The 14,377-nt window shown below is 74.3% G+C and carries 10 protein-coding genes; 5 read left to right on the top strand and 5 right to left on the bottom strand.

Annotation, left to right across the window (positions count from 1 at the left end; genetic code table 11):
- Positions 1-80: 80 nt before the first annotated feature.
- Positions 81-1,712 carry a phosphoenolpyruvate--protein phosphotransferase gene (locus tag ABD223_RS04140; RefSeq protein ID WP_344034475.1) on the bottom strand — a complete coding sequence of 544 codons (1,632 nt, stop codon included), beginning with the start codon at positions 1,710-1,712 and terminating at the stop codon, positions 81-83.
- 177 nt (positions 1,713-1,889) lie between these two features.
- Entirely contained in the window at positions 1,890-2,747 is an 858-nt protein-coding gene (locus tag ABD223_RS04135; RefSeq protein WP_344034734.1) for a ribokinase, read from the bottom strand.
- A 113-nt stretch (positions 2,748-2,860) separates the two neighbouring features.
- On the opposite strand from ABD223_RS04135, the gene ABD223_RS04130 reads away from it, so the two are divergent.
- The gene (locus tag ABD223_RS04130) at positions 2,861-4,813 is read left to right on the top strand and encodes a DUF2339 domain-containing protein (RefSeq protein ID WP_344034474.1); all 1,953 of its coding nucleotides are present in this window, start codon (positions 2,861-2,863) and stop codon (positions 4,811-4,813) included.
- 314 nt (positions 4,814-5,127) lie between these two features.
- On the top strand, positions 5,128-6,129 hold the full coding sequence (locus ABD223_RS04125; protein WP_344034473.1) for a cytochrome D1 domain-containing protein: 1,002 nt from the start codon (positions 5,128-5,130) through the stop codon (positions 6,127-6,129).
- On the opposite strand, the gene ABD223_RS04120 is transcribed toward ABD223_RS04125, so the two are convergent.
- Complete coding sequence (locus ABD223_RS04120) at positions 6,126-8,231, bottom strand: MMPL family transporter (protein ID WP_344034472.1); 2,106 nt, start codon at positions 8,229-8,231, stop codon at positions 6,126-6,128. The genes ABD223_RS04125 and ABD223_RS04120 overlap by 4 nt on opposite strands.
- 123 nt (positions 8,232-8,354) lie before the next feature.
- Between ABD223_RS04120 and ABD223_RS04115 the strand changes: the two genes are divergently transcribed.
- Positions 8,355-9,098, top strand: a complete 744-nt coding sequence (locus tag ABD223_RS04115) for a TetR/AcrR family transcriptional regulator (protein ID WP_344034471.1) — start codon at positions 8,355-8,357, stop codon at positions 9,096-9,098.
- A gap of 178 nt (positions 9,099-9,276) precedes the next feature.
- Positions 9,277-9,861, top strand: coding sequence for a hypothetical protein (locus ABD223_RS04110; protein WP_344034470.1), 585 nt, complete (start codon positions 9,277-9,279; stop codon positions 9,859-9,861).
- 43 nt (positions 9,862-9,904) lie between these two features.
- Here the strand turns inward: ABD223_RS04110 and leuS are convergent, their stop codons facing one another.
- Positions 9,905-12,697, bottom strand: a complete 2,793-nt coding sequence (gene leuS, locus ABD223_RS04105; protein WP_344034469.1) for a leucine--tRNA ligase — start codon at positions 12,695-12,697, stop codon at positions 9,905-9,907.
- Positions 12,698-12,931: 234 nt separating this feature from the next.
- On the opposite strand from leuS, the gene ABD223_RS04100 reads away from it, so the two are divergent.
- Positions 12,932-13,339, top strand: a complete 408-nt coding sequence (locus ABD223_RS04100) for an SdpI family protein (RefSeq protein WP_344034468.1) — start codon at positions 12,932-12,934, stop codon at positions 13,337-13,339.
- Positions 13,340-13,533: 194 nt separating this feature from the next.
- Here the strand turns inward: ABD223_RS04100 and ABD223_RS04095 are convergent, their stop codons facing one another.
- Positions 13,534-14,115: a YqgE/AlgH family protein gene (locus tag ABD223_RS04095; RefSeq protein WP_344034467.1), complete on the bottom strand. Its 582-nt coding sequence runs from the start codon at positions 14,113-14,115 to the stop codon at positions 13,534-13,536.
- Positions 14,116-14,377 lie beyond the last annotated feature (262 nt).

Genomic DNA, 14,377 nt, shown 5'->3' with positions numbered 1-14,377 from the left:
CGGCGTCTTCACCGAGTGCGGCACCCCGACGCGGCGTCCCTCCCGCCGCGGAGATCCCGGGCGGAGATCCCGGACGGGGATCAGTGCGGCGCGCGGGCGGCGAGCTTCGCCGCCGCCGGGTCGGCCGCGTTGAGTGCGCCCCGGGCCGCGAGCTGGCACAGGTCGAAGCTGGTCGTGGCCAGTTTCGCGCCCACGGCCGCCAGCGCGGTGTGGTTCATCGACAGGCTGGTCGCGCCCAGCCCGGTCAGCACGCACGCCAGCAGCGGGTCGGCGGCCGCCTCGCCGCAGACGCCCAGCGGCTTGCCCGCGGCCGTGGCCGCGTCGCCGACCAGCTTGACCAGGCGCAGCAGCGCCGGCTGCCACGGTTCGTTCAGCGCCGCCACCGCGCCGACCTGCCGGTCGGCGGCGAACAGGTACTGGGCCAGGTCGTTGGTGCCCAGCGACACGAAGTCGACGACCGCCAGGATTTCCCGCGCCAGCAGGGCCGCCGCCGGGATCTCGATCATCACGCCGGCCCGGGGGATGCCCGCCGCCCGCGTGCGTTCGACGAACCACGCGGCCTCGGCGGCGGTGGCGACCATCGGCGCCATGACCGAGACGTCGGCCCCGGTGTCCGCGGCGGCCAGGGCGATGGCTTCGAGCTGGCGCTCCAGCACCTCGGGCCGGTCGAACGCGACGCGCAGGCCGCGCACGCCCAGCGCCGGGTTGGGCTCGGGGTCGGGTTCGAGGAACGCGAGCGGCTTGTCCGCGCCGGCGTCCAGGGTGCGCACCACGACCGGCTTGCCCCCGAACGGCGCGAGCACCGCCCCGTACGCCTCGCGCTGGTCCTCCACCGACGGCTCGGCCGACGCCGACAGGAAGCAGAACTCGGTGCGGAACAGGCCGACGCCCTCCGCGCCGCCCGCGGCGGCCGCGACGGCGTCGGCGGGCGAGCCCACGTTGCCGAGCACCTTCACCCGGTGCCCGTCGCGCAGCACGCCGACCCCGTTCCACTCCGCGCGCCCGCCCGCGCGCGCCGCGAGCACGGTGCCGTCGGACACCTGCACCACGCCGCTGTCCCCGTCCACGAGCAGCGCCGACGCGCCCAGGTCGAGCACGCCCCGGCACGCCACCACGGCCGGGATGCCGAGCGACCGGGCCAGGATCGCGGTGTGCGAGGTGGGACCGCCCTCCTCGGTGACCAGCGCGAGCACCTTGGCGGGGTCGAGGCCCGCGGTGTCGGCGGGCGCGAGGTCGCGGGCCACCAGGACCGACGGCGCGGCGAGCGCGGGCACACCCGGCTCCGGCTCCCCGAGCAGCTCGGCGACCAGCCGGTCGCGCACGTCGCGCACGTCGCGGGCGCGCTCGGCCATGTACCCGCCGGCGGCCTCCAGGGCGGAGATGAACCCGGCGGCGGCCTGGTGCACGGCACGCGCGGCGGGCAGCGACTCGGCGGTCACCAGGTTCTCGGCCTGCGACAGCAGCGCCGGGTCGGCGGCCATCGCGGCGGTGGTCTCCAGCACGGCCTTGGCCTCGCCGGTGGCGGACGCCGCCCGCTCCTCCAGCCGCCGCACCACGACCCCCGCGGCGGGCCGGACGCGCGCGGCCTCGGCCGCGGGGTCGGCCGGAGCCGGCCCGGCGGGCGGCTCGCCCAACGGCTCGGCCACCAGGACCACCGGCCCGGAAGCCCGACCGGAACTCACCCCGACACCGCTGCGGCGCACGCTCGACATGGTCTAGACCATACCTTTCGGCTGGACGTGGCGTAAGCACGAGCCAACGCCATCCGGCCGCCTCCCGCTACCCCAACCCCCACCACGACGCCCGACCTGGTCACCGCCGTCCCGGCTGCCGCAGCTCCGACCGCCGCCACCTCACCCCGACCGCCACGGCACCTGCCCGGCCGGGGCTCACCCGAATGCCCGCACCCGGTCCAGCGTCGGGTAGGACGGCTGCGCGCCGGCCGCCGTCACCGAGAGGGCCGCGACCCGGGCGGCGAACCGCGCCGCGTCGGCCAACGCGTCGCCGTTGGCCAGGCCGGCCGCCAGCGCGCCGGCGAACGCGTCGCCCGCGCCGGTGGTGTCCACGACGGGCACCTCGGGCGCGTCCACCTCGGTGACCCCTTCCGGTGTGACGACGAGCGCGCCCCGCGCACCCAGGGTGACCACGGCGGACTTCGGCCCCAGGTCGAGCAGGCCCTCCGGCGAACCCGCCAGCGCCGCCGCCTCGTGCTCGTTGACGATGAGCGGGTCCAGCAGCGCCAGGGTCGACGGCGGGACCGGCGCCACGGGGGACAGGTTGAGCACCGGCCGCACCCCGTGCGCGGCGGCCGCCTCGACCGCACGCGCCACCGCGCTCACCGGCACTTCGAGCGAGCAGGCGAGGACGGAGACGCCGTCCCAGGTCAGGGCGTCCACGTCGAGGTCGCCGACGTCGGAGTTCGCGCCGGGCGCGACGACGATCGAGTTCTCGCCGTCCGGGGTGACGGTGATGTAGGCGAGGCCGGTCGGGCGGGTGGAGGTGCGCAGCAGGTCGGTGCGCACCCCGGCGGACGCCAGCGAGTCGCGCAGCAGGTCGCCGTACTGGTCGGCGCCCACCGCACCCGCGAACGCGACCCGGGCCCCGAGCCGCGCGGCGGCGACGGCGGTGTTGGCGCCCTTGCCGCCGGGGAGGACGACCGCGTCGCCCCCGAGCACGGTCTCGCCCGCGCCGGGGCGGCGGGGCACGGGGACCACGAGGTCGGCGTTGGCCGAGCCGAGCACGAGCACCGTCACCCCCCGCACTCTGCCAGGCCCGGAGCGTGGTGGTGTGACCGGTTCGGTACGCGACCTGAGTAGAGGTACGGATGCCGGATACACCGATCGGGAGCGACCCTGCTCACATGACAGGTATCGGACAGGACCCCCTCGTGCGGCTGGCGGACGAGCTGAGCGACCTGGGCCGCCGCCTGGAGGTGGTGGGACGGGAGCTGCACCGGGTCGGCGCCCGGACCACCGGCGCCGGCTCGAACCCGACTGCGGCCCCGACTGCGGCCCAGGCCCCGGCATCAGCGCAGCTCCCCGCCCCCGCCCCCGCTCCGGCCCCGGTCCCGACCTCCGCGCCGGGCCGGCACCCGTCCGCCCAGCCGCAGCCGCACCCGACCACCCAGCCGCCCCCGACCACCGCCCCGAACCCGTCCGCACCCCCGAGCCCGATCACCGCCCCGAGCCCGCTCACCGGCCCCGCCGCCCCACCGCCCCCGAACCACGCCCACCCGAACCAGGGCTGGGGCCCACCGCCCCCCGCCTGGTCCCCGCCGCCACCGCGCCCCTCCCTCCTCGACCGCCTCGGCCAGGACGGCGCGGGCAGCAAGCTCCTCGCCTGGGTCGGCGGCGCGGTGACCCTCCTGGGCGTCGTCCTCCTCCTGGTCCTCGCGGTCCAGCGCGGTCACCTCGGCCCGCTGCCCCGGGTCCTGGGCGGCGCGGCGCTGGGCCTGGTCCTGGTCGCGATCGGCCTGCGCCTGCACCGCGCACCCGCCAACCGCACGGGCGCGTTCGCCCTGGCCGCCACCGGCATCGCGGTCCTCTACCTCGACGTCGTCGCCGCCACCTCGATCTACGGGTACCTGCCCGCGGGCGGCGGCCTGGTGGCCGGGCTGGTGGTCGCGGGCGGCGGCCTGCTCCTCGCCCTGCGCTGGGACTCGTCGGTCCTGGCCATCGGCACGGTGGTCGCGTGCGCCGCCTGCGCGCCCGTCCTGACCTCGGGCTTCACCCCGCTGCTCGTCGCGTTCCTGCTGGTCCTCAAGATCGCCGCGAGCCCGGTCCACCTCAAGCGCGACTGGCCGTGGCTCGCGGTCGCGGCCGGTGTGCCGCCGTTGCCGGCCGCGGTCCTGTGCCTGGCCGCCCCGGAGGACCAGCCCACCCTCGCCGCGATCGCCCTGGTGGCCGCCGCGGTCGGGGTGGCCGCGGCCGTGCTGACCGCGCGGGTCCGCCCCGGGGACCTGTCGGCGGTCGGCCTGGCGATCGGCTCGCCGATGCCCGCCCTGCTGACCACCGCCGTCCTGGACCGGCCCTGGGGCGCGGGCGTCGCCGGGGCCGTCGCGGTGGTGATGGTCTCCGTGTGGGCCGCCGGTCGGCGGGCGCTGCCGGCGGGCTTCACGACCGGTGTGGGCGCGGTCGGCGTGTTCGCGGCCTTCCTGGCGACCGCGCTCGCCCTGGACGGCAGCACCCGCGCCGCGGTCGTCCTGGCCGAGGCGCTGGTCCTGGCGTTCGTGGCCAGGCGCCTGTCCTCGCGCGGCCCGCTCCTCGGCTCGGGCGCGTTCGGCGTGATCGGCCTGCTGCTCGCGCTGGGCGAGGCGGTGCCGCCGCGGCTGCTGCTCGACGTGCCGCGCCACCTGGACTCGCCGGGCTTCCTGGTCGCCGGCGCGCTCACCTCGCTGGTCCTGGGCGTGCTGGCGGTGGTGCTGCCGTGGTTCGCCGCCGACCTGGGAGCGCTCGACCGCCGCCCGCTCCCGTGGGTCGTCGCGGGTGTGGTGCTGCTGTACGCGGCGGCCGGGGTGGTGCTGTGCTCGGCGCTGCTGGTGTCGCAGGACGTGACCGGTTTCCTCTTCGGTCACACGATCGTGACGGTGTCGTGGACGGTCGCCGCGCTGGTGCTGCTGGTGCGGGGCATCGACCGGAGGTCGCTGCGGGTGGCCGGGTTGGTGCTGGTGGGCGCGGCGGTGGCGAAGCTGCTGCTGTTCGACCTGGCCGCGCTGGACGGCATCGCGCGCGTGCTGGCGTTCATCGGCGCGGGCCTGGTGCTCCTGACCGCGGGCACCCGTTACGCCAAGTTGGTGGCGACCAGGGGGAAGTAGGGCTATTTCGGGTTGTTTCGCCGTGCCGCGGGGCCAAATACCGGCCGGCTGCGTCAACCTGGTGTAGTTCTCTACGTCGTCGGGGCACGACCACCGGTGCGCGAGCACCGGCAGGGGTCCGGCGTCGGTCGTTTCGCCCCCCGAGCGACCGGCGCCGGGCGCACGGCCGCACGCGGTTTCCCGCTGCCGCCCGCCCCGCCGTCGCGGGCGGCAGCGCACCCGCGAGGCCCGTGGACCACTCGAACCGGCGCAAATATCACCTGCACGTGTCTCCCGAGTGGAGGCCGGGTGTGCGGCGGTGTTCCCATCCGACCATGTGGGGACGACGACGCACCGCTGCCACCGGCACCGCCGCCCTCCTGCTCACCGCCGCGCTCTCCGCCGGTCAACCGCCCTCCCGCGTCGTCACCGTCGCGGACACCACCGCACCGCGCGCGTACGTGGTCACGCAGGGGGGCGGGCTCCGGGTCCTGGACACCTCCGACGGCGCGGTCGTCGGCACGGCGGTCACCGGGCGCCGGGCCACCAGCGCGGCGGTGGACCGGGACGGGCGGCGGGTCTACGTCGTCCACGGCTGGTCCGGCACGATCACCGCGGTCGACCCGGCCTCGGGCGAGGTCGTCGGCCGCATCCACGCCGGCGCGCCGCTGGCGCACGCGGTGCTGCGCCCGGACGGGGAGCGGCTCTACGTCAGCGGCAGCGGCAGCGTCGCGGTGGTGGACCCCGCGACGTTCCGCATGGTCGCCGCCGTCCAGGTCGGCGGGCAGCCGCTCGGCCTCGCGGTGTCACCGGACGGGCGTCACCTGTACGTGGCCAACGCCCAGGACGGCACGGTCCGCGTGCTCGACACCGCGGCGGCGACCCCGGAGGCCACCGCCCAGGTCGGCGGCCTGCCCCAGCACGTGGCGATCAGCCCGCGCGGCGACGCCCTGTACGTCAGCTCGCTGGACCTGCGCGAGGGGACCGGCACGGTGTCGATGGTCGACCCGCGCACCGCCCGCGTGGTGTGGTCGACGCCGGTCGGCCGGGGCGCGGGGGCCATCGCGGTCACCCCGGACGGCAGGCGGGTCTACGTCGCGCTCGACCGGTCCGTCGCCGTCGTCGACACGGTCAGCCGCACCACCAGGAACCTGCCGTTCGCGGCGAGGTCGCTGGCCATCCCGCCGGGCGACCGCCGCGTCTTCCTCGCCACCGGCGGCACCACGACCGTGCTGGACAGCGCGGACGACGAGGTGCTGGCGACGTTCCGGGTCGGCGCCCTGGACGGCGACGGCCCCGGCTCGCGTGCCGAGGTCGTCGCCTTCGAGGTGGGCTAAGCGGGTTGCGGCACCTTCTCCCCGTCCTCCGCCGGCACGTCGTCGTGGATCGCCATGCGCTCCTGGACGCGCCGCAGCGGTCCGGGCGCCCACCAGGCGGCGTCGCCGAGCAGCTTGAGCACCGCGGGCACGAGCAGCACCCGCACCACGGTGGCGTCCAGCGCCAGGGCGAGGATCATGCCGACGCCGACGAACCGCATCATGGTGATCTGCGAGAACGCGAACGCGCCGGTCACCACGATCAGCAGCAGCGCGGCCGCGGTGATCACCCGGCCGGTCTTGGCCAGGCCCGCGCTCACCGCCTCCTCGGTGGACGCGCCGCGCCCGCGCGCCTCGACCATCCGGGACAGCAGGAACACCTCGTAGTCGGTGGACAGGCCGAACACCACGGCCGCCATGAGCACCACGATGCCGGACTCCAGCGGGGCGGGCGTCACGCCGAGCAGCGACGCGCCGTGGCCCTCCTGGAACACCCACACCAGCACGCCGAACGTGGCGGACAGGCTGAGCGCGCTCATCACCACGGCCTTGACCGGCAGCAGCACGGACCCGAACGCGAGGAACATCAGCACGAACGTGGCGCCGACGAGCAGCACGACCATCCACGGCAGCCTGTCGGCGATCGCGTCGAGGCTGTCGGAGACCATCGCCGTGCTGCCGCCGACCAGCACCTCGTCGCCGGGCCCGTCGAGCGCCCGCACGTCCCGCAGCGCCTGCTTGGACGCGTCGCTCAGCGCGTCCTGCTCCAGTCCCGCGTTGAGCAGCCACGTGCCGTTGGCCGGTTCGGCGGCGGGCTGCGCCTCGCCCACCCCGGGCACCGCGCCCACCTCGGCCGCGAACCGCTGCACGTCGGCCGCCGCCGGGTCGCCGGTGATCACGAGCTTCAGCCCGGAGTTGGACAGCGCGGCGAAGTCGGTGTTGATGCTCTCGGCGGCGACGCGCACCGGGTTGCCCTCGGGCAGCACCTTCTCGGTGACCTCGCCGAACTTGACGTTCAGGAACGGCGCGCCGAGCGCGAGCAGCACCACCACGATCGGCAGCGCGAACAGCACCGGGCGCTTCATCACGCGGCCCGCCAGCCGCCGCCACCCGGCCTCGGACGGCGCCTTGTCCTTGCGCCACGGCAGGGCGAGCTTGTCCACGCGGTGGCCGAGCACGCCCAGCAGCGCGGGCAGCAGGGTCAGCGAGACCAGGGCGGCGATGGCGACCGCGGACATGCCGCCGTAGCTGAGCGACTTCAGGAAGCCGTGCGGGAACAGCAGCAGGCCGGCCAGGGCGATCACCAGCAGGGTCGCGGAGAACAGCACGGTGCGGCCGGCGGACATGACCGTGCGGCGGACGGCGTCGGGCGTGGCGCGGCCGGCGGCCAGCTCCTCGCGGAACCGGCCGACCATGAAGAGGCCGTAGTCGATGGCCATGCCGAGGCCGAGCAGGCTGGCCACGTTGACCGCGAACGAGTTGACGTCCGCGCCGTAGGAGACCGCGTGCAGCACGCCGAGCGAGCCGAGGATCGACAGGCCGCCGACCAGCACCGGCAGCGAGGCGGCGACCAGGCCGCCGAAGATGACCACGAGCAGCAGCAGGACGATCGGCAGCGACACGGCCTCGGCCTTGGTGAGGTCGGAGGCGGACATGTCGTTGATCGCCTTCTGCGTCGGCACGAGGCCGCCGACGTGGCTGTCGACGCCGTCGACCGCGAGCTGCCCGGAGATCCGCTCGTACTGCTTGACCTGCTCGTTCGAGTCGCCGGAGCGGAGCGTGATCACGGCGAGCGACTTGTCGCCGTTGGGCGACGGGATCGGCGGCTGCGCCCTGAGCACGGCGTCGTCGGGCAGCTCGGCGAGCCGCGCGCCGATCTGCCCGAGCCGCGCGGGGTCCGCGGTGCCGTAGACCACGAGCACGTCACCGCCCTGGCGGCCGAACGCCTCCTGGGCGACGTGGTTGGCCCGCGCGGCCTCGCTGTCCGGGGCCTCGTAGCCGCCTTGGCCGAGCTTGTCGAACACCCCCAGGCCCCAGGTGCCGCCGCCGACGGCGAGCAGCGCCGTCGAGATCAGCACCGCCCACCGGCGGCGGTACGCCAGCGATCCCCACTTCGCGAACACGCGTCCTCCCAGGCTGATGGGCTAACGTTGCGTGACTGGCGTGAACTCCGTAAACACCGTTCACTGAACAGGCCTGGAAGCTATACCCCGGTGAACACCGTTTACAACCCGATCAGGTGACATATGACCGAGGCCACCCGTCGAGAACGACTACGCGCGGAGACCGAGCGCGACATCCGCCGCCAGGCCCGCGCACTGCTCGTGGAACGCGGGCGGGACGCGGTGACGCTGCGTGCCATCGCCCGGGAACTCGGCATCACCGCACCGGCGCTGTACCGGTACTACGACTCGCGCGAGGACCTGCTGCTCAAGCTCGCCGACGACATCTGCACCGACCTCGCCGGCGAGCTGGACGCCGGCCTGGACGGCCTGCCCGAGGACGACGTGGCCGCGCAGGTCTACGCGGTGTGCCGGGGCTTCCGGCGCTGGGCGCTGGGCCACCCGCAGGAGTTCGCGCTGGTCTTCGCGTCGACCGAGGCGAAGATCGGGTCCTGCGACGCCGACGCCGCGGGCCAGGTGGGCGACCAGTTCGGCCGGGTGTTCCTCCAGGTCGCCGGGAAGCTCATCGCGGCGCACCCGCTGGCCGCGGAGGTCACCGGGGACGTCCCCGCCGAGCTGCACGCCGACCTGGCGGCGTTCCGGCAGGTCCTGGCGGCCACCGTGCACGAGCAGGGCGTCGAGGTGGACGAGGGCGTGCTGACGCTCGGCGCGGTCCACCGGATCGCCCAGTCCTGGGTGCGCCTGTACGGGCACGTCGCCCTGGAGGTGTTCGGTCGCTTCCCGTTCGCGGTGGCCAATCCGGAACCCCTGTTCGACTCCATGCTGGCCGACCTGTTGGGTGACATGGGTCTCCCTCCGCAACCGTGAGCTGCGACTTCCCGGCACACCTGCTGGTCCGTTCGAGCGCTTTTCCACGTTCGGGCGCAACCAGACCGCGGGGAACGGGGTTGCATGGGGCGTCCGAACGACATGGCGACCCCGGGGCGGGATCATCGTGGGCTCGAACAAGGGATCCGGCGGCGGAGGGGTTGCCTTAGTCGCCGCGGTGCTCGTCGTCCTCGCCGGGGCAGGCGGGGCAGGTGGCGCCGCGCTCAACTCGGGCGCGGGCGGCGCCGGTGGCGTCGCGCCCGTGACCAGCATCGGCGTGCTCAAGTGGGACGCCAAGCGGTCGGCCCGCGGCGGCGACGCCGAGGGCGCGATGCGGCACCTGGGCGTGCGCGTGGAGAAGCAGGCGCTCAAGCAGGAGCCGAGCTGCCTGGAGAACTCGTTCGGCCAGGTCAAGGACTTCTTCGCGCGTCACCCGTGCACGGCGCTCGACCGGCTGCTGCTGGCCGTGGGCGACGGGGCGGGCAACGCCTCGGTGGTGTCGGTGGCCTGGGTGACCTTCCCGGGCCGCAACCAGGCGCGGCAGTTCGACCGGGTGATCGGCGCGCCGGGCTCGGGCGACGTGCGACCGCTCAGCACCACGCTGACCGGCATGGCCGAGGTGTCGTTCACCGCCGCCCACTACTGGTCGGAGATCCGGGACACCACGATCGCCATCGCCGAGGCGGAACCGGCGGCCGGGTCGGTCGACCCCGAGCTGCTCGACGCCCTGGCCGAGGTCGCCGCGCAGCTGCCCCGACCGTGAGGCCGGGGGCGGGCCCGGCCGGCCCCACCCCCGACCCACTGCCTCACAGCACCACGTTCACCAGCCGGCCGGGCACCACGATCACCTTGCGCGGCTCGCCGCCGTTCAGCAGCTCGGCCACCTTGCCCTCGGCCAGCGCCGCCGCCCGGACCTCGTCCTGCGACGCCGACGCGGCGACGACCACGCGGGCCTTCACCTTGCCGTTGACCTGGATCGGGTACTCGACGGTGTCCTCGACCAGGTACTCCTCGGCCGCGGTCGGGAACGGGCCGTGCGCCAGCGACTCGCCGTGGCCCAGCCTGGCCCACAGCTCCTCCGCCACGTGCGGGCTCAGCGGGGCCAGCATCAGCGCCAGCGGCTCGGCCAGCGCGCGCGGCGCGCCACCCGGGAAGTGCTTGGTGACGTGGTTGTTCAGCTCGATCAGCTTCGCGCCCGCCGTGTTGTAGCGCAGGCTCGCGTAGTCGTCGTGCACGCCCGCGATGGTCTTGTGCAGCAGGCGCAGCGCCTCCTCGCCCGGCTCCTCGTCGGTGACGCGGGACTCGCCCGTGTTCTCGTCGACCAGGTTGCGCCACAGCCGTTGCAGGAACCGCTGCGCGCCGACGACGTCCTTCGTCGCCCACGGCCGCGAGACGTCCATCGGGCCCATCGACATCTCGTACAGCCGGAACGTGTCCGCGCCGTACTTGGCGCACATCTCGTCCGGCGTGACGACGTTCTTCAGGCTCTTGCCCATCTTGCCGTACTCGCGCCTGACCTCCTCGTCGCCGAAGAAGTACTTGCCCTCGCGCTCCTCCACCTGCTCGGCGGGCACGTAGGCGCCGCGCGCGTCGGTGTAGGCGTACGCCTCGACGTAGCCCTGGTTGAACAGCCGCCGGTACGGCTCGTCACCGGACACGTGGCCCAGGTCGAACAGCACCTTCTGCCAGAACCGCGCGTACAGCAGGTGCAGCACCGCGTGCTCCACGCCGCCGATGTACAGGTCGACGCCGCCCGGGTCGCTCGCGCCGTGCTCGGCGGTGCGCGGACCCAGCCAGTACCGCTCGTTCTCGGCGTTGACGAACCGCTCGGCCTCGGTCGGGTCCACGTACCGCAGCTGGTACCAGCACGAACCCGCCCAGTTGGGCATGGTGTTGGTCTCGCGGCGGTACCGCTTCGGGCCGTCGCCCAGGTCCAGCTCGACGGTCACCCAGTCCTCGGCGCGCGACAGCGGTGGCGACGGCTCGGAGTTCGCGTCGTCCGGGTCGAACGTGCGCGGCGAGTAGTCGTCCACCTCCGGCAGCTCGATCGGCAGCATCGACTCCGGCACCGCGACCGGCGCGCCGTCCTCGTCGTAGACGATCGGGAACGGCTCGCCCCAGTACCGCTGCCGGGAGAACAGCCAGTCGCGCAGCTTGAACTGCACGGTGCCCTCGCCGCGGCCCCGCTCCTCCAGCCAGGCGACGACCTTCTTCTTCGCCTCGTCGACGCCCAGGCCGTCCAGGAAGCCGGAGTTGACCGCCGGGCCCTGGCCGGTGAAGGCCTCGCCGTCGAAGTCGTCCGGCGGTCGCACGGTGCGGATGATCGGCAGGTCGAAGGTCTTGGCGAAGTCCCAGTCGCGCTGGTCCTGGCCGGGCACCGCCATGATCGCGCCGGTGCCGTAGCCCATCAGCACGTAGTCCGCGACGTACACCGGCAGCTGGGCGCCGTTGACCGGGTTGGTGGCGTGGGCGCCGGTGAAGACGCCGGTCTTGTCCTTGTTCTCCTGCCGGTCCAGCTCGGACTTGCGGGACACCTCGCGCCGGTAGGCCTCGATCGCCCCCGCCTGGTCGGGCGCCGTGATGACGTCCACCAGCGGGTGCTCCGGGGCCAGCACCACGTAGGTGGCGCCGAACAGCGTGTCGGGGCGGGTGGTGAAGACCTCGACGTCGACCGGGCCCTCGCCCGGGACCTCGACCGCGAACCTGACGCGCGCGCCGTGGGAGCGGCCGATCCAGTTCCGCTGCATCGACTTGACCTTCTCCGGCCAGTCCAGCCGGTCCAGGTCGTCGATCAGGCGGTCGGAGTAGGCGGTGATCCGCATCATCCACTGGCGCAGGTTGCGGCGGAACACCGGGAAGTTGCCGCGCTCGCTGCGGCCGTCCGCGGTGACCTCCTCGTTCGCCAGCACGGTGCCCAGGCCGGGGCACCAGTTGACCGGCGCCTCGGACAGGTAGGCCAGGCGGTACCGGCCCAGCAGCGCCTGCCGCTCGGTGCCGGTCATGTCGGCCCACGGCTCGCCGCCGGTCTCCCGGTCGCCCGACTCGAACTCGGCCACCAGCTCGGCGATCGGCCGGGCCTTGCCGCGCTGCGGGTCGTACCAGGAGTTGAAGATCTGCAGGAAGATCCACTGGGTCCACTTGTAGTACGCCGGGTCGATCGTGGAGATGCGGCGGCGCTCGTCGTGGCCCAGGCCCAGCCTGCGGATCTGCCGCAGGTAGGTCTGGATGTTGTCCTCGGTGGTCTTGCGCGGGTGCTGGCCGGTCTGCACGGCGTACTGCTCGGCGGGCAGCCCGAAGGCGTCGAAGCCCATCGTGTGCAGCACGTTGCGGCCGTTCATCCGGTGGTACCGGGCGAAGACGTCCGTGCCGATGAAGCCCAGCGGGTGACCCACGTGCAGGCCGGCGCCGGACGGGTAGGGGAACATGTCCTGCACGAACAGCTTGTCCGCGGGCACCTCGCCCCGGAGCGGACCGACCGGGTTCGGCGCGTGGAAGGTGCCCTGCTCCTCCCAGCGCTGCTGCCACCGCTGCTCGATCTCGCCCGCCAGCTCGGCGGTGTAGCGGAAGGCGGGCTTCTCGTCCGCCGCGTCGGTGCTCATCGGGATGTCCCTCTCCATCAGTACCTGCCCCTGACATGACGAAACCCCTCAGCCCTGCTCGGGCATGAGGGGTTGCCGCGCCGACCTGGCCCTGCGAGGTCTGCGCGGCTAGATAAGGAGCAGGCGGGCCTTGCTCATGCCTCCACGGTATCAGCGCGGCGCAAGCGAACTGCAACGAACCTCACGCCCGGGTCGGCTCGGGTGGGCGCGGTGGCGCGGCCTACCCTCGTCAGCGTGAACATCCTGCTGGCTGTGGTGCTGGGTCTGGTCGGTGTCGCCTTCGCCGCGGTCGGCGCCCTCGGCCTGCGCGGGCGGCTGCGCCGCAACCCCTTCGTCGGCGTGCGCACGAAGGCCGCGCTGCGCGACGACGAGGCGTTCGCGCTGGCCAACCGGGTCGCCGGGGTGCCGAACGTGGGCGCGGGCGCGGTGGCGCTGGTGTGCGGCGCGGTCGTGCTGTTCGCCCCGACGACGGCGATCGCGCTGGTCGTGAGCCTGATCGGCCTGCTCGGCGGCGTGGCGGTGGCGGTGGCGGGCGGTCTCGTCGGCCACCGGGCGGCGGCGGCGCTGCCCGAGCCGGAGCCGGCCGACGGGTGCGGCGGGTGCGCGTGCGCCGGCGCGTGCGGCGTGCTGACCCGAGCCTGACCGCCCTCCCCTTCCCTCCCGCAAACGCGCGAGTCGTGCGCCCAGGTCGACCGTGTCGTACCTCCAGGACCCCCGAGTTCTACGTTCAGGAACCCTCGTTCGGGTCCTGAGTGTTGAACTCGGGGGTCCTGAACGTACGACTCGCGAGGTCTGGAGGTACGACTCGCGGGGTCTGGGCGTACGACTCGCGCGGGTCAGTTGCGGCGGATGTCGGTGGGGAAGGTGGCCAGGAGGGCGTTGGGCAGGCCCTGGCGGCGGAGGACGCGGCCCCAGAGGTCGACGCTGGGCGGGGTGAGGACGTCGTCCGGCAGGCCCTTGACCACGATCCAGTCGCCGCGGGAGATCTCGCCCGCGAGCTGGCCCTCGCCCCAGCCCGAGTAGCCGACGAACACGCGCAGGCCGCGCACCTTCGGGGCGAGGGCGTCCGGGTCCGCGTCCAGGTCGACCAGCGCCACCGGGCCGTGCACGCCAACCACACCTTCGAGTGAACCCGTGTTCTCGCCGGTGCGCATCGCCGCGAGGCACAGCGCCGTCTTCTGCTGCACCGGGCCGCCGATGTAGACGGCCTGGGGCCTGGTCACGTGGGGTCCCCACGCGGGCAGCACGTCGTGGACCGCCACCTCGCTGGGGCGGTTCAGCACGACACCGAGCGTCCCGCCTTCCCGGTGGTCGATGATGTAGACCACCGTGCGGCGGAAGTTCGAGTCGGTCAGGCTCGGTGCCGCGACCAGCAGGGAACCCGGTTCGACGTCGACATCAGGGCGCACGGGTTGCATGATCCCAGATGGGCGGCGACGCACTCGGCGGGGAACATTCCGGGTTACCGTTGTCGTTGTACGACCTGCCAGGCGCCATCGAGTCCCCCGGGCCCACTCAAAACCGCCTCCGCGGAATACCGTCCGGCTGGAGCCGCGTAGCGCGAAGCGCCGAGAGGCGACCGGGCGCCTGGCGCCAGGGGGGCCGGACCCGCGAGGGTCCGGCCTTCGTGGTCGTCACCGGCAGTCGTGCGCCACCGACCGCCCCGGGGTTCGGCGGGCC

The organism is Saccharothrix xinjiangensis (assembly GCF_039527585.1).
GTDB classification, from domain to species: domain Bacteria; phylum Actinomycetota; class Actinomycetes; order Mycobacteriales; family Pseudonocardiaceae; genus Actinosynnema; species Actinosynnema xinjiangensis.
The sequence above is the reverse complement of the archived record's forward strand: the minus strand, read 5'-3'. Positions and strand labels throughout refer to the sequence as shown.